The sequence below is a fragment of the Algibacter lectus genome, from assembly GCF_004368925.1.
GTDB classification, from domain to species: domain Bacteria; phylum Bacteroidota; class Bacteroidia; order Flavobacteriales; family Flavobacteriaceae; genus Algibacter; species Algibacter lectus.
Genome location: NZ_SORL01000002.1, coordinates 23,198 through 40,432, shown reverse-complemented (window position 1 = coordinate 40,432; position 17,235 = coordinate 23,198). Strand labels below are relative to the sequence as shown.

Sequence of the window (17,235 nt, the reverse complement as noted above, 5' to 3'; positions counted from 1 at the left end):
ATATATCTTTTAAAGATAAATGCAACCAGTTTTGTTTTTAATAATCTGCGAGTTATTGAATAATACCAGCACAGCCAATACGAGCACCGGCGTCGCCCGAGGGTTGAGATTTCATATCATCTACACCTAAATGTACAATAATAGCTTTACCCAAGATATCTTTAGTTTTATCACCACAGCCCATACACCATTCGTCTGTGGTTTTTGTAATGGTTGCAATTCCGTTCGCATTTGCTGTTAAGTTTCCTATATCACCTTTATGATAACCTGTGGAATCACCCCAAGCACCATGTGGTTGTGCAGTAGGATTCCAATGTCCACCAGAGGATTTCCCATCATCCGAAGAACAGTCTGCTTTTTCATGAATATGGATGGCGTGTTTACCAGCTTCCAGTCCAGAAATGGTACCGTTCATGGTTACTTGTCCGTTTTCTTCAGTAAAATTAAGTGTTCCTTTAATATCACTTCCGCTCTTTGGCGATAATAAAATGGATAAATCTTTATTCTCTACTATGGTGTTTTCAACGTTTTTAACAGCTTCAGTTTCTACAGTGGTTTCATTTTCTTTTTTAGAATTTTTACAAGAAATGGCAAATACAAGCGTAAATGCGAGTACTACTAATTTTAAATCTTTCATAATTTTTCTGCTTTTTAGTAAAGTTAAGAAGATAATTAGTCTATTACAAGTTGTAGCTTGTTTCTTTAATTATAACGTTTTTTGTGTTTTTTGGAGGCTAGACTTTTTTTACTTTGAAATTTTACGATTTTAAAAGAAGATATGGTAAACTTATTTACTTAATGACGCCTTGAATTGCTGAGGAGTTATAAGTTCTACTTTTTTAAATTGGCGGTTAAAATAACTCGTGTTATTAAAGCCAGATTTAAAAGCCACTTCGGCCATTCGGAAATCTTTAGATTCCTTAATTAGTTTTTTAGAGAACTTTATTTTTTCAGAATTTATATAATCGATAGGAGAGATGCCTAGGGTGTTTTTAAATTTCTTATGAAAATGAGATGTACTCATACATGCTTTTTTAGCTAGTAAATCGACACTAATATCCTTATTAGTCAGGTTGTTTTTTATAAACTTAATAACCATACCAATTCGGGTATCATTAAAAATAGATTCGGTATCGTTAAGTATAAAAGCCTTGGCTTTAGTTTGCAGTAAGCGTACCACAAGTTCTTGTATCATTAAATCGAGCAACACATCTTTAGAGGTGTTGTTATTAGTAAAGGTGTAAACTAAGCGTTCCACAAGGTGATTTACATCGGTGTTATTAATAAGGTGCGATGCATTTTCGTCTAGTTTCCAGGTATTGTTTTCATTTTCTATAGCAACATGGTGATTAAATTTTTGAACAACTTCGTCTATTTTACTACCATCAATGCCTAGAGCTAAACATTGCGTTGGGCTATCTAGGCTTGCTAAGGGGAAATCAATAACCATTTCTTTGTTGGTTGGCATGACTACAGATTCTCCGGGGAAAAAATCAAAAGACTCTAAACCGTCAATATGCATTATTTTCTTTCCGGTAAGCATACTCGCAATTATCGGAAAATCGAATTTAAGCGCTACTTTTTCCGCGTAAGCGTGTGTTTCGTAAATGTTTAATTCGGCATACTCCGCATTGTACGTGGTTCGGTTTTCAACTAAAGTTGTAAGTTTTCTAGTGCTTCGGTGGTGGTTTAGTAGCTGGCTCATAATCAATAATACAAAAAAAGATGCGTGTTAATGGCTATATAATAGATACGTTCAATGTTTCGATAATTATGTTCAACTCGTTCGTGATTTGATAATATAACTTTATCGAAACTAAGTATTAAGCAATTTATTAATAATAAAAATATGAATATGTTAAAAATAAAGTAAATTCATGTTAATTATTGAGAATTAAATTGATAGATGTTTAACCAACAACAAAAACTGAGAACAAATGAGTTATTCTAAACCAAAATTTAAGGAATCGTATTCTAATTTTATCAACGGAAAATTTGTACCACCAATTGGAGGTGAATATTTTGAGAATACATCGCCTATTGATAATAGTTTAATAGCAAAATATCCGAGATCGCAAAAAGAAGATGTAGACTTGGCGCTCGATGCGGCTAATGCTGCAAAAGAATCTTGGGGAAATACGCCAGCCGCAGAACGTGCTGCGTTGCTAAATAAGGTAGCCGATATTATTGAAGCTAATCTTGAAGAATTTGCCTTAGTGGAAACCTGTGATAACGGGAAGCCTATACGCGAAAGTTTAAATGCCGATATACCTTTGGCAATAGACCATTGGCGTTATTTTGCAGCTTGTATTCGTGCCGAAGAAGGTAGTGCCACCGAGCTAGACGCAAACACACTATCTATGAATATTAAAGAACCACTAGGTGTGGTTGGGCAAATAATTCCGTGGAATTTTCCTTTGTTAATGTTATCATGGAAAGTGCCACCAGCTTTGGCTACAGGGAACTGTGTGGTTTTAAAACCGGCAGAACAAACACCATCATCGGCTACATTATTAATGGAGAAAATTGCCGATGTATTTCCTCCTGGTGTTTTTAATATTGTACATGGTTTTGGCCCAGAAGCGGGAAAACCGCTAGCATCTAGTCCAAAAGTAGATAAGGTTGCCTTTACAGGGGAAACCACAACGGGGCAATTAATTATGCAATATGCTTCAAAAAATCTAAATCCGGTAACCATGGAATTAGGCGGAAAATCTCCAAATGTATTCTTTAATTCGGTAATGGATCATGATGATGCCTTTTTAGACAAAGCTATTGAAGGCGCTGTTTTATTTGCTTTTAATAGTGGGGAGGTTTGTACGTGCCCGTCTAGAATATTAGTGCAAGAAGATATTTATGATGCTTTTATGGAACGTGTTGTGGCTAGAACAAATGCCATTATTCAAGAGAATCCTTACGATGTGAATACCATGCTTGGTGCACAGGCATCTAATGATCAATATGAAAAAATACAGGCTTATTTAAAAATTGGTAAAGAAGAAGGTGCAAAGGTGTTAACGGGCGGCGATGCTAAAAAGCTAAGTGGTGAATTTGCAAACGGATTCTACATTCAGCCAACTATTTTAGAAGGGCATAATAAAATGCGAGTCTTTCAAGAAGAAATTTTTGGTCCTGTTGCTTGTGTTACAAAATTTAAAGATGAAGCCGAAGCATTGGAAATTGCTAATGATACACTTTATGGTTTAGGTGCTGGGGTTTGGACGCGAGATGCACACCAATTATATCAAATACCGAGAGCTATAAAAGCTGGTCGTGTTTGGGTGAATTGTTACCATGCTTACCCAGCGCATGCTCCATTTGGAGGTTATAAAAAATCCGGCTTCGGTCGTGAAAATCATGTGATGATGATGAATTATTATCGTCAAACAAAAAACATGCTCATTTCTTATGACAAGAATAAGTTAGGTTTCTTTTAGAATGAAATTAATAGTTTAAGACTTAAAAGGTTGAACCATGCAGTGTTCAGCCTTTTTTGTAAAATTCAATTTAAAATTATGAAAAGAGTAGAAATCACAAAAGAAGCAGCAGTTGTAGTAGAAGCGTTGAAGGCAAAGCATGGCGAACTTATTTTTCATCAAAGTGGTGGTTGTTGCGACGGATCGGCTCCAATGATTTTTGAAAAAGACGATATGTATCTCGATGAAAGCGATATTTTGTTGGGTAGCGTAGCAGGAGTTAATTTTTATATGAATCAAGATCAGTTCGAGTATTGGAAACACGCCCATTTAACAGTAGATGTCACTGAAGGACGAGGCGCAAGCTTTTCTTTAGAAATACCATTAGGTCTCCGTTTTTTAATTCATTCGCGTTTATTTGATGAAGCAGAACAAGCGTTTTTTAAAACCGTTTAAAATTTAATTGTTTTAAACACACTTATTTTGTTAACAAAACCTAAAAACAAAGTCAAATACATATTATTTTGCTATTTTAGAAGTCAGAACTGAATAGCTTTTTTAAAAGTAGAATTTAGTAAAGTATTTCCACTTTTTTTGTTAAAAACCAACTAAAAACATATCATGAGTAATTATCACATAAAACATTTAGAAGAATATTATCAAGTCTATAGAAAGTCGGTTAGAGAACCCGAAAACTTTTGGGAAGAAATTGCTGAAGAGCATTTTATGTGGCAAAAAAAATGGGATAAAGTTTTAAGTTGGGATTTCTCGAAGCCAGAAGTAAAGTGGTTTGAGGGTGCACAATTAAATATTACAGAAAACTGTATCGATAGGCATTTGCCAACACGAGGCGATAAAACGGCTATTTTATTTGAGCCTAACGACCCGAAGGATCCAGCTGAGCATATTACGTATAACCAATTGCACGATCGTGTAAATCAGTTTGCTAATGTTTTAAAAAATAGAGGTATTGCAAAAGGCGATCGCGTTTGTATTTACTTACCAATGATTCCCGAATTGGCTATTGCCACTTTAGCATGTGCTAGAATTGGTGCCATTCACTCGGTGGTATTTGCAGGTTTTTCTGCTACAGCATTATCAACTCGAATTAACGATTCCGATTGTAAAATAGTAATTACTAGCGATGGTTCTTATCGTGGCTCAAAAACTATCGATTTAAAAGGTATTGTAGACGAGGCTTTAGAGAGTTGCCCTGGAGTTAAAGATGTTTTGGTTGCTAAACGAATTAATACAGATATCCATATGGAAGCTGGGCGTGACCAATGGTTGCAACCACTTTTAGATGCAGCATCTACCGTTTGCAAAGCTGAGGTTATGAATGCTGAAGATCCGTTGTTTATTTTATACACATCAGGTTCTACCGGAAAACCAAAAGGCATGGTGCATACCACAGCCGGATATATGGTTTATACAGCTTATACTTTTAAAAATATATTTCAATATAAAGAAAACGATGTGTATTGGTGTACTGCCGATATTGGTTGGATTACTGGACATAGTTACATTCTCTACGGTCCGTTAACAAATGGGGCTACAACTGTATTATTTGAAGGTGTACCAAGTTATCCAGATTTTGGACGCTTCTGGGAAATTGTAGAAAAACATAAGGTAAATCAGTTTTACACCGCACCAACAGCAATTAGAGCGTTGGCAAAACAAGGTGTGGAAATAGTAGAAAAATACGATTTATCATCATTAAAAGTGCTTGGTTCGGTAGGCGAGCCTATAAACGAAGAAGCTTGGCACTGGTATAACGATAATGTCGGGAAAAAGAAAAGCCCTATTGTTGATACTTGGTGGCAAACAGAGACTGGCGGAATTATGATTAGTCCAATTCCATTTGTAACACCAACAAAACCAACTTATGCCACGTTGCCGTTTATTGGTATTCAACCGGCTTTAATGGATGAAGAAGGGCAGGAGTTAAAGGGTAATCAAGTCGACGGACGGTTATGTATAAAATTCCCTTGGCCAAGTATGGCTAGAACTATTTGGGGAAACCACCAACGTTATAAAGATACCTACTTTTCGGCTTACGAAAACAAATATTTTACAGGCGATGGCGCCTTGCGTGATGAGGTAGGTTATTACAGAATTACAGGTCGTGTAGACGATGTTATTATCGTTTCTGGTCATAATTTAGGTACCGCTCCTATAGAAGATGCTGTTAACGAGCATCCAGCAGTTGCAGAGTCTGCTATTGTTGGCTTCCCACACGATATTAAAGGAAACGCACTTTATGGTTATGTTATTCTGAAGGATTTTGGTGAAACTAGAGACCATAATAACCTAAGAAAAGAGATTAATCAAATGATTACCGAGTCTATCGGGCCAATCGCGAAACTAGATAAAATTCAGTTTACCGTAGGATTGCCAAAAACGCGTTCGGGTAAAATTATGCGACGTATTTTGCGTAAAATAGCAAGTAACGATACTAGTAATTTAGGTGATACAAGTACATTATTAAACCCAGAGGTTGTGCAGGAAATAATGGATAACGTACTGTAGTTTAATTTATCAATCATTTAAAAATAAATCGTTAATAACACCTTTTTCTAAAGGTGTTATTAACCCTAAAATAGATATATAGTTAGTACTAACTATATACAATTGTTACCCAACATTTGAGAAAAACGATTTTCATATTAAACTTTATTTTCAGCACATTAATTTTTGCTCAAAATCCTGAATCTTCAACTCTATTTGAAAAAGAGTATTATGATTTAGTAACTTATATTCCAGAAAATTTAAAATCTGATTCAATTCATCAACTCGAAAGTCCTCTTTTTAAAGGAAGTTTAAATACAATTGGAAGTCTAAAACTCTACAATGGATTTAGACAAGATTTTAATCTATCTGAAAATGATATTAAATGGTTGGAAAATAGAATTGGCCAAATGGCAACCGAACTATTTATTGACGGAAAAAGAATTTTGATAAGTGCAGTTGGAGGTTATTCTGGTTGTCCCGAAAAAATGATTGACACCATTAAATTAAACAATATTAAGATTACTAATTTAAAATTTTGCCACAGTTGTACTGACTCTTATCGAGACGAAAATTTCATCGAAAAATTTAATAATAAAATGTATTCTTTGATGGGAATTGAACCACCAAATAGAAAAACACATAGATTCTACGGAAAATTTATTGGTTACGGCAAGAATAATAATGGAATTGAATTAGTTTTAACCGACGACAGAACATTCAAATTTTGGAAAAGAAAAGGGCACAGTTCTGATTTTACCGAAGGTTTATGGAAAAATAGAAATGATACGCTTATTTTAAATTCTAAAACTTTGACCAAAAATGATAGTTTGACATATGCTTTGTCTAGTGCAAAGTGGGTTGAATTTAATGATTTAGTGTTTAGGTTAAAAAAAGAAAAACTGACTGAATTGAATAACGGAAAGCAGAAATTAAAAAAGATAACCGAATAAAAACGTTGGGTAACACCGTATATAATTAATGGCTAGTTTCAGCTTACTTACGAAAATCCTCGCGGATTTTCTATCTGGTTTTTATTTGCTAAATTAGGTGCTTAACCACGCCACTAATCATATACAATCCCGTTGTAACACATTGCCAAAAAAACTACTGAATTTGAGGGATTTAATTTTATTTTTTACGACTGTTTTATTAATTGGATGTAATAATAATGAACTTGTATTTGACTCTAAAAAGTGGAAATCTGACAAAATAGGACATAAAAACCTGAGATTAAAAATGGTAAAAGATTTAGTTGATTCTGAACTCTTAATTGGAATTAAACTAGACTCAGTAGTCGAATTATTAGGCGGAGAATACTATCCTCAAAAAAGTGAACTAAATAATAAAGTTTCATTTACTATAAAAGAAAGTTATGGATTTGACATAGACCCAAAATACTGCTCACATCTAATAATTGAAACAGATATATCAACAAAAAGAGTTTTGAAAGTGGAATATATAGAAACAGAAGACAGACGAACATTAATTGAAAAAATATTTACTGAATAAAAATGTTTCCAACAGACAACGAATTTACAATCCTATACATTACATATTTTACAATGTTAATATTTATGATTTTTGGTTCTTTAAAATCAAAAAACAAGGAATTTTATAAATGGAATTTTGTTGTTTTCGGAATTTATTTAACAATAATGATTTATCTATTTTCAGATTCAGAAAATTTCAAATATGGTAATTCACTTGTTATTCTATTTTATGGAGGTTTATTTGTGATTTCACATTTTATAATAATCGGACTGATAAAATTATTTAAATCAGTTACGAAAAAATAAAACGTGTTACAACAAGGGCTATAATTAATACGGGGTTTGTTACTTAATCCAAAGTTTAGTGTATTTTTATAAAATCCGCCAAATCTTTTTGATTTGGCTTTTAAAATGAAAAAATTAAAACAAAATAAAAAGTTTTGGCTAACTGCTTAATCGAAAGTTAACTACTTTTAATTCCCGTACTAATCATAGCCGAGACGTTGTAAAACATACGAATGAACAAACTGCTAACATTAAACATTCTGATTTTATTACTTGTTTCTTGCGTTAATAAAGAAAAAAGTGAATCGGAATTTTATGCAGAAAATAAAACCTCATTTTTCGATTTAAGAAACTCTGATTGGACAAAAAACACGTGGATTAGAAAACCCGAAAATTTAAGAACAATTCACGAATCATTTAAAAAATTTGGTTACGAAAAACTCGAAAACCTGATTTTTAAAAGCGAAAATAGTTTTCTAATCGAAGACATTTACATAAAACGAAATTTCGGAAATTTAATGGACAGTTTGCAACTGACTTACAACAAACCTGAAATACAAACCAAATATTACGCTGAATTTTGGAATCGCAGAAAAGTGGAGAAAAATGACTCAATCGTTTATGAAATTCTTAAAGAATTAAACTCTGTGAAATTGGACAAAAAACGACTGAATTATGAAAAGCAGTTTGTAAATGACACTTTAGTTGACCTTTTAAAAATTGAATTTGACAACGACAATCTGAATACCGAAATAGCAAACTCGGATTTTGATATATTAAAAAAATACGGATTTCATCAATCAGCTTATAACCTACTTTTTGAAAGAGCAGAATATTCTGAATTGAATTTAGACCGAGAAAAATTAAAAAAGAAATTGACCAAAACAAAGGAATTTAAGCAACCTTGGTTAATTGATAATGAAAAATAAGTACGTTTTACAACACCGTATATAATTTATTGCTTGGTTCTCGCCTACTTACGAAAGTCCTCGCGGACTTTCTTGGTTGGTAATTATTTACTAAATTAGTTGCTTAAAACACGCAACAAACCATATACAAAAACGTTACCACCAATTAGAAAAAAATGCAACTACCAAGAAAACACTTCTTTGAAACAAAAAAGCTTTTAAAAAGTGTTCCTACTGAAAAAGTTGCAAAATGGTTATTAGAAGAAGGTTATTTTCCAGAGCAATATATTGTTCCTCCAACATTTAAAGTCTCTAAATTTGACTTAAATCCAACTCCATACATCGAAGTTGACACAACGGGAGCACATCCAAAATTTGAAGTTGTTAAAAGTGAATTAATAAATGTCTCATTTCCTAAAACACAATTGACAGATAGGACATTTGGAATTATTGAACCAAAAATATATCACGATATCGTTTGGTACTTAATGAACGAATGGAATTTAATAATAGACCATTTATTTAACTCAAAAAATAAAATCTATTGTTACAGCTTCCCTATTCCTGTTACTAAAAAAAATGAAGGTGAATTAGGTCATTTAAGAGCTGGAAGAATGATTTATGAGTTTTTAGAAATGGCTGAAAATGATTTAGTAGCAGAAGCTTTTAATTACAAATACATTTTAAAAACAGACATTAAAAACTTTTATCCTTCTATTTACACACATAGTATTGCTTGGGCAATTCACACAAAAAAAGTTATTAGAACAAGTGGAAACAGAAGTGCGTATCATAAATTTTTAGGATTAAAACTGGATAAACTAATACAATATGCAAATGATGGTTGTACTAATGGAATTCCTATTGGTCCTGCAATTTCAGATTTAATTGCAGAAATAATTTTAACAGCAGTTGACACAGAAAGTTCAAAAGAGATAGAGAAACTAAATATTGATTTTTTAGCAGTACGATTTAAAGATGATTATAGAATTCTATGTCAATCAAAAGAAGACGCAAATAAAATAATACGAATACTTCAAAAGAAATTAAAAGACTTCAATTTATCACTAAATGATGACAAATCAGTAGTGAATGAATTACCTGAAGGTCTATTCAGAGAGTGGACAGCAGATTACCAACAGTTTTCATTGCGCTATAAGAACAAAATCACTTATAATAGATTTGAAAAATCATTAAGAGGAACTTTAAAGGTAGACAAGCAACATAAAGGAACTGGTGTAGTTGACCGATTTTTAAGTGAACTTTCTTCAAACAATTTCAACTTAAAATTAGACTTCAATGAAAAGAATTTGATGAAAGCAATTAGCCTTTTACTTTTATTGAAAGAACGCAGATATAAATCATTCCCTCAAATTCTTGCAATAATTGAAAAAATAGTTGATAAATACTCTACAAATAAGTCAGTAATGGCTAAAATTGAAAATGCAATTGAGAAAATATTCAATGAGAAAATGAAGAATATTGAGGGCAATCAATATGATTTAATATGGTTAATTTACTTCATTAAATCGAATGAACTTTTTACAATTAAGTTTCCTAAACAAATTAAATCTCCACTTATAAAATGTTTAAAAGCCAATCGAAGTGAATTTTTTAAACCTTTACCAAGTGGTATAAAAATATTTGAAATAATTAAAAAGAAAGGTAGTAATAAATCTATGCTTGAACATTTAGCAGTATTCAAAAAAGAATAACTGGTGGTAACACTATATAAAAAACATAGGGCGTTTGTGCTAAATCGAAAGTTGGTTGTCTATTTGCGAGGTCGCCAAATATAAAATTTGGCATTTATAGCCGAAAAGATAAAAGCAAAATATTTATATTTGGCTCAGTAACAAACCGAAACGACAGTACTTTTAACCGCCCTACGATTTCTTATATTTAACGTTGCCATTAATACCCAAAAAACCTAAAAACGAATGCAGAAATTTTGGAAAATAAGTGATTCTAAATCTAATAAATTGATTTTCATAAAAGATAAAACTATTTACAAAGGAAATCCGAAACAAGAAGAACTTAATAGACTAAATTCAGAATCAACCAATCTATCTTTTTTAGAAAATATTTTTAGCATTCCATATTCTTATATAAAAGAAATTCAAAATCAAAGCGGAAAAAATGAAATTAAAATATTTTTCGGAAATGATTCTGAAGAAGAATTAATAATAAAAGATAAGAATACTAAAAACGAAATATTTGAATTTATAAAACAAGATAATCCGAATTTTAAATATAGTTCCGAATTACCAAGTGTTCTAAAATATGCGAAACCACAATTTTTTGCCTTATTATTTATGACAGGGATTTTTTTATGGTCTCTTTATTTAGCAATTCAAATGGAAAGTGGAGTTGAATACTCAATTATAGGAAGTGGTCGCAGTATAACGGGAATTGTTTTGTTTTTGGCAAACTTTGGCATCGTCAAAAATATTATTGGTTATGTTATAATTCTATTAATTATAATTTTCTCTTTGACTAAAAGGTTGAAATCAAGGAGTGAAATGGAAATATTAAAAAGATAAAGTACTAATGGCAACACCGTGTATAATTAATTGCTTTGGCAAGTGCTTATCTGGAATATTCCTTCGGAATATTCTCTAGTCCGTATTTGTTTACTAAATTAGTTGCTGAACCACGCAACTAACCATACACAAGACCGTTGTAGCACATTTACCAAAACAACCGAATGATTGAATTATTACTATCGACTTTAGCTGAATTTGGACTCATTCGAGAAGATTTTAAACATCATAGAAAAATCTCGAAAATGGAAAAAGCTGATGGAAAGAAACGACATTTCCAAAGATATTTTCTACAGCCGAGTTCAATTATGGTTATTTCTGTTTTAGTCATTGGGAGTTTAAGTGCTATTCTGTTTTTTACTTATCAAAGAAAATCTGTGTTTCCCGAAAAAACAAAACAAGAAATATCGGAAATGAGTGACAGAATGGATAATTGGAAAGAAAATTTAGGAAAATATCCAACGGAACTGAATGAATTAATCGGAAATAGTCCTTTAAGACAAGATTGGAAAAAAGACGCCTGGAATCGAGAATATGAATTTACGATTACGGAAAACGGAAAAGGATTTTTAATAACGTCTGCTGGTTCAGATGGAAAATTTCATACTGACGATGACATTAAATCGGAATAAAAGAAAATTTCAAATTATAAGACTTTATGTAATTAGTTTAGTCTGTATTGCCTGCTTCTTTTTGTTAGAGAATTCTAACATCATTTCTGAACTTGTTCAGATATCGGAAAAAGGTCGTTATGGTGGATTTCCAACATTTTTTTTAAGTGGATTATTTAAATACGGATTACTAATAGTTGGAATAAGTATTATTACAATTATGAGTTTTCTGTTAATCAGAGAAAGAACAAAAAAAACGATTGAATAAATAAAAACGTGCTACAACACCGTATAAAATTAATTGCTAGTTTTAGCCTACTTACGAAAGTCCTCGCGGACTTTCTATCTGTGATTTATTTGCTAACTTTAGTGCTTAAAACACGCAACTAATCTTATACAAAACCGTTAGCACCAATTTGAGAGCGACAATGAGAAAACCAATATTTTTAGTTTTGATTTTAATGATCTTTTCTTGCCAAAGTAAGAAATCTGAAAAAACGCAGAATGCGGAATTGAATACTGAAATAGAGATTATTAAACCTGAAAGTTTAGTGCTTAACGATACAGTTGTCTATTTAAGTGGAGATAACGATTTGGCTCTTATAAAGCTGACTTTAATTCCGAATGGAACTTTTGACTTTTATATGAGCATTTATCCCGAACCAATGCAAGACGCTGAACCTGAATCTGACATAATAAACTCAAACGGAATTTGGAGCGGAAATGGAAAAACTGTGTTGCTGGACTTTGCGGAACGAAAAAAAGATACGCTGAATTTAAATGACCTTTTTGACTCAAACTATAAAGAAGGAAATGAATTTAAAGTTATTAATCAAAATACGGTTGAGATTGACTATTCTTTGGACAAATTAAATATTTGGGGAATTAGTTGTCATAAATCGGGAAAATAAAAACTGGTGCTAACACTGTATATAAAAAATTGCTGGTGTTAGTCTTAAACAAAGGTCGTTGCACGTTTGCTACGTCTGAATTTCCTTCGGAAATTCCTCGCACGCAAACCCGCAACTTTCCATATACTAAACCGTTGTAGGTAATGTAAAAAACAGAACGCAAATGAAAAATAATTTGATTTTACTCTTTTTAACTTTCACTATTGGATTGTCTTTTGGACAAACTAATAAAGTGACTGAAAAATCTTTTCCGACAAACTTTGACCAAACAAAATTTAATAAGATTAAAAAATTTACGAATAGAATTATTGCGTATGACGCGAATATTCTTGAAATAAAAAATAGCAGAAATAATACACCTTTTTACAAATTAGAGTTAGGAGAAGGAAATTATTTATGGACTATCTTAATGTTCAAAAATGAGGAAAATGTGATTGGAGATAAGATTAGAGTTGTTGGCTATTTAAATAAAATTGACTCAAAAAATACTGATGAGGAATACTTAGCAGGAGAAAAATATATGGTTATAGCATTAGGTTTAGTTGATTTTGAAAAAGAGAATTTTCTTTTTGTCAGTTCTGGCTATAAACAGAAAGAACAATGGATTAAAGGCGAAATCCCTAGTCAATGAGAAACACTACCTACAACACCGTGTATAATTAATTGCTTGTTTAAAGCCTACTTACGAACATTCCTGCGGAATATTCTATCTGTGATTTATTTGCTAACTTAGTTACTTAAATCACGCAACTAACCATACACAATCACGTTAGCATACATTAAAACCGAATCGTAATCGAGAACCAAAATTGAAATATTAAAAAGTGGAAAAAGAAGAAATTAGAATTGCTTTTAATGAAATTAAAGGATTTCTCGATAAATATTTTCCTGACAATTATAACGAATCAGAAGAATATGAGGAATGTTACCACATTAATGTTTACTCCCAAGACGAAGAAGATTCATCAGTTTGGTTTGAATTTGATATTGGAAATTCGGAATTAATTGTTGGTTATGGAATTAGTCATATTCATTATGGTAAACAATACGGAATAGAAATATCAGAAGGACTAAATCGACTTTTAGATTTTTTTACCACAAAAATGAAAAGGACTGATTATTATAAAGGCAAGGTGAATTTTAAGAATGTGTATGAAATGAAAAGAGAAAATGGAACTTATGAAAATTTAGGAACAAGTTCTATGCTATTTCTCTATCCTTTTTGGAAAGAAACTACTAAAAAAGTGACTGAACATTCTGAATTAATAAAAGACGAAAATATTAAAACGGAACTTGGAAAAATAAGAGACCGAATAAATAACGTATGCTAACACCGTATATAAAAAATTGCTGGTGTTGGGCTTAAATAAAGGTCGTTGCACGTTTGCTACGTCTGAATTTCCTTCGGAAATTCCTCGCACGCAAACCCGCAACTTTCCATATACAAACACGTTGTGTTTAATTTGACAGCAGAATTCAATGAGAATAAAATCTAATGCCTCACCAGACGAATTATCCTCACCTTTTTTCAAACTAAATGAGGAATTTTGCTTTGATTTTGAAAGTTTTGTTGCAAATAAAAATGGAAAAGTAAAAGGAAATTACAATGCTTGGTCATATCTGATTTTCGGTAAAATATCAAATCCTACAAATTGGAATTTGACTTATAAAAAATCAACCTTTACTTCAACTGGAAATTTATTGCTTTCATCAAAATATCAAAGTTTACTTGTTTTGGCGGAATGGGAAACTGAAAGAAAAGGAACTCATAATTCGGAATTTACAATACGAAAAAAAACACGAACTGACTTTTTAAAAAAAATGGTAAGTGTATCATTGTCTGAACTCGATTTTTCTAAAAAGTATATGCTTGAAATGAAAAATGAGAAACCAAAACTGATTTTCAAACTGACAGAAATATTAAAACCACTTTTCCAATCTGGAGAAATATATAAGATTGAACATAAGAATGATAAATTGAAAATTGAAATGAGAACTGAAAAACATCATTTTGAATTATTTGACAAATTAATAAGCGAAATATAAAAAACTAAACACAACACCGTATAAAAATAATGCTTAGTTTAGTGCTTAATCAAGAGTTCGTGCGCTTTTGTTACGTCTGATTTTCCTGCGGAAAATCCTCGCACACAAAACCGCACTATTCTTATACATAACCGTTGTGGTTTATATAACTAAACAACAAACATTATTACTAACTTTAAAACTTTAACGGTTTATGAAAAAAATTAATGCTTATTTTAACATCGGAATTCTAACATTACTAACCTCCTTTATGTTTACCAACTGTGAGAAAGAAGAAAATGAACAACTGGAAGTGAATACTATTTCTACACAATTACTAACTTATTTTAACCAAACCGATTATAACGAACTTATTCCATATGATTATACCGTAGATTGGAGCAGCGCAATAAAACAATACTCAGAAGAATTAGAATTATCATATTATGAAGTCCCTATTAACTATACTAATGCGTTTAATCCAAATGAATTAAACAAATTTAAAAAAGAAGGATCCTATTATATTAAATATAAAATTTTGGCAATAGAAAATAATGACGAATCATTTAGTTTTTATGCAGCAAAATTTTATCAAAACGTCAATCCCTTAAACAATGTCTTAATTAATTCCGATATTTCATTTAGCTACCTCAATAGTTTTACCGGAATCGTTCATTTAATTAACAATCAAAAAAAAATAGTGTATAAAAAACAATTGAGCGAAGGCATGCTTATTATGTCAACCAAGTTTAATAACAAAAAAGGAAGCAATACTAACAGTTCATCTTTATATGGAAGATCCTCCGCATCTTGCCCAACAATTACAGTACCCATGTATACAGATTGGTATTCCAATAGTGGTCCTGGTGGTTCTTTCGTTTATACCCATACACAACTTACAGGCTATAGAACCATAAATGTTTGTGAGGGAAGTAGTGGCTTACCCGAAATTAACAAGTATGGTTCAAACGGAGAAGGTATTTATGTTAAGAGAAAGGGTAATGGTGGGGTTTATGATGATGATGACTCCAACGAAGACGACGAAAATATTGTTTTAATTGAGGATGAAATTAGTAATTGTGGCCCAGGATTATTTCCCAATGCAAATGGAGATTGTGTTGCTGATTTGCATGATGATAAAATTGACTCTAGTGAACTTACTGGGAAAGATAAATGTGCTTATGAAATTTTAGAAAAAACAAATGGAAACCTTTTCAAAAAAACTATAGGTTTATTTGGAGTCCCTGGATCTAAATATGATTTAAATTTTACTTATGATTCTTGCAGTACTGATGGTGAAATGTGTACAAGCGCTAAAGATTTAGCAAATAACAATATAACTATAAAAATAAATAATACTTCAGGTTTGTCAATTCTTGAAATAGCCACTAATTTTTTGCATGAGGGCATTCATGCAGAAATATATAGATATGTCCATGAAAATGGCGGAAATGTAGACCCTAATGATAGAATTAATTTATATAATTCATACATAGCAGCAAAAGTAGAATCTGGAAGCCTTGCAAATACAGACGAGGCCCAACATCAACACATGGCAGATAGATATGTTTATCCAATAGCAAGAGCCATAAGAGAGATAGATAACAAAAGGTTTAGTGTGGAGCACTATTTACCATTTGGCTGGATAGGGTTAAGCGCCTACGGGAAAGATGGTTACTATAATGAAAACATAGACTATGTTTTTTTCGATTTAAATGATATGTGGGCTAAAATAAAACAAATTGCAAATACTTCAAACGCAGAAAATGGTTGTAATGAATAAAACATATAGAACTTTAATTGGCTTATTAGCGTTAATAACTTTTATTGGTTGTAACAATAAAAAAACGCTGCCAGTAACCAATAAGAGCACTAATACTAGCGAAATAATTAGTAAAGTTATAGATAGTGTGGCGGTACGTCTATCCCCTAGAAATTTATCGCCAATTAATACTAAAGGTAGATTTACAGTTAAAGATTCCATTAGAGTCCATGAAAAACTAATAGACTACATTAATGAATTCAGAACCATAGCAATAGACACAAGCTTAGCATTAAATATACCCAATTTTGAGTTGATTGAAGATATGTTTTTTGAAGATAAGTTTTCAGGTTTTACAAAAGTTTATGACAATAGTAGAAGCATACATATTGATATAGATAAAATAAAAATAAAAAGAGTAACTAACACTTTTTATTTTGATTCCATAGTATATTTAAACCCTTCTGACCATATTGGAAAATATAGAGATTATAAAAACATTGATTACAGGTTTAATTTTTCAAAAATTGTATATAATGACAAAAAAGATAAAGCTGCTATTCGATGTCAGTATCGATTTGAAGATAGATCACCTAATATGTCATTATTTTATTTAGAAAAAACGAACAACATTTGGGAAATAAAAAAATCATATCATTTTATTTTTTAAATCTAAAACACATTTAAATTATCCTAGCACAAATTAAATACAAACCACAACACGTTATATAAAAAATAGCAGTTAAGAGCTAAACCAAAAATTTGGTTCTTTT

At 31.5% G+C, this 17,235-nt stretch carries 17 protein-coding genes; 15 read left to right on the top strand and 2 right to left on the bottom strand.

The features are described 5' to 3' along the window. Positions 1-52: 52 nt before the first annotated feature. Complete coding sequence (locus DFQ06_RS00825) at positions 53-637, bottom strand: superoxide dismutase family protein (protein WP_042506931.1); 585 nt, start codon at positions 635-637, stop codon at positions 53-55. Positions 638-787: 150 nt separating this feature from the next. Beyond that, positions 788-1,705, bottom strand: a complete 918-nt coding sequence (locus DFQ06_RS00820) for an AraC family transcriptional regulator (protein WP_042506928.1) — start codon at positions 1,703-1,705, stop codon at positions 788-790. Positions 1,706-1,937: 232 nt separating this feature from the next. Here DFQ06_RS00820 and DFQ06_RS00815 point away from each other — a divergent pair, with 232 nt between their 5' ends. From DFQ06_RS00815 to DFQ06_RS00735, 15 genes are all read left to right on the top strand, one after another. Further along, positions 1,938-3,437 carry an aldehyde dehydrogenase family protein gene (locus DFQ06_RS00815; protein ID WP_042506927.1) on the top strand — a complete coding sequence of 500 codons (1,500 nt, stop codon included), beginning with the start codon at positions 1,938-1,940 and terminating at the stop codon, positions 3,435-3,437. Between the two features lie 78 nt (positions 3,438-3,515). Next, complete coding sequence (locus DFQ06_RS00810) at positions 3,516-3,872, top strand: DUF779 domain-containing protein (protein ID WP_133965496.1); 357 nt, start codon at positions 3,516-3,518, stop codon at positions 3,870-3,872. Between the two features lie 165 nt (positions 3,873-4,037). Further along, a complete protein-coding gene (gene acs, locus DFQ06_RS00805; RefSeq protein ID WP_133965494.1) occupies positions 4,038-5,945 on the top strand; it encodes an acetate--CoA ligase in 1,908 nt (635 codons plus the stop codon). A 116-nt stretch (positions 5,946-6,061) separates the two neighbouring features. Continuing rightward, complete coding sequence (locus DFQ06_RS00800) at positions 6,062-6,877, top strand: hypothetical protein (RefSeq protein WP_133965492.1); 816 nt, start codon at positions 6,062-6,064, stop codon at positions 6,875-6,877. Between the two features lie 163 nt (positions 6,878-7,040). After that, positions 7,041-7,436, top strand: coding sequence for a hypothetical protein (locus DFQ06_RS00795; RefSeq protein ID WP_133965490.1), 396 nt, complete (start codon positions 7,041-7,043; stop codon positions 7,434-7,436). 499 nt (positions 7,437-7,935) lie between these two features. Then, complete coding sequence (locus tag DFQ06_RS00790) at positions 7,936-8,631, top strand: hypothetical protein (protein ID WP_133965488.1); 696 nt, start codon at positions 7,936-7,938, stop codon at positions 8,629-8,631. Between the two features lie 155 nt (positions 8,632-8,786). Next, positions 8,787-10,325, top strand: coding sequence for an RNA-directed DNA polymerase (locus DFQ06_RS00785; protein ID WP_133965486.1), 1,539 nt, complete (start codon positions 8,787-8,789; stop codon positions 10,323-10,325). A gap of 225 nt (positions 10,326-10,550) precedes the next feature. Further along, positions 10,551-11,153: a hypothetical protein gene (locus DFQ06_RS00780; RefSeq protein WP_133965484.1), complete on the top strand. Its 603-nt coding sequence runs from the start codon at positions 10,551-10,553 to the stop codon at positions 11,151-11,153. Positions 11,154-11,317: 164 nt separating this feature from the next. After that, on the top strand, positions 11,318-11,785 hold the full coding sequence (locus DFQ06_RS00775) for a type II secretion system protein GspG (RefSeq protein WP_133965482.1): 468 nt from the start codon (positions 11,318-11,320) through the stop codon (positions 11,783-11,785). Positions 11,786-12,192: 407 nt separating this feature from the next. Continuing rightward, on the top strand, positions 12,193-12,675 hold the full coding sequence (locus DFQ06_RS00765; protein WP_133965480.1) for a hypothetical protein: 483 nt from the start codon (positions 12,193-12,195) through the stop codon (positions 12,673-12,675). Positions 12,676-12,838: 163 nt separating this feature from the next. Then, positions 12,839-13,306, top strand: a complete 468-nt coding sequence (locus tag DFQ06_RS00760; RefSeq protein ID WP_133965478.1) for a hypothetical protein — start codon at positions 12,839-12,841, stop codon at positions 13,304-13,306. 193 nt (positions 13,307-13,499) lie between these two features. Further along, positions 13,500-14,006: a hypothetical protein gene (locus DFQ06_RS00755; protein WP_090841988.1), complete on the top strand. Its 507-nt coding sequence runs from the start codon at positions 13,500-13,502 to the stop codon at positions 14,004-14,006. 148 nt (positions 14,007-14,154) lie between these two features. Further along, complete coding sequence (locus tag DFQ06_RS00745) at positions 14,155-14,721, top strand: hypothetical protein (RefSeq protein ID WP_133965474.1); 567 nt, start codon at positions 14,155-14,157, stop codon at positions 14,719-14,721. 193 nt (positions 14,722-14,914) lie between these two features. Next, entirely contained in the window at positions 14,915-16,483 is a 1,569-nt protein-coding gene (locus DFQ06_RS00740; RefSeq protein WP_133965472.1) for a hypothetical protein, read from the top strand. Further along, complete coding sequence (locus DFQ06_RS00735) at positions 16,476-17,132, top strand: hypothetical protein (RefSeq protein WP_042506707.1); 657 nt, start codon at positions 16,476-16,478, stop codon at positions 17,130-17,132. Before DFQ06_RS00740 ends, DFQ06_RS00735 begins: the two co-directional genes overlap by 8 nt. The last annotated feature ends 103 nt before the right edge of the window (positions 17,133-17,235 follow it).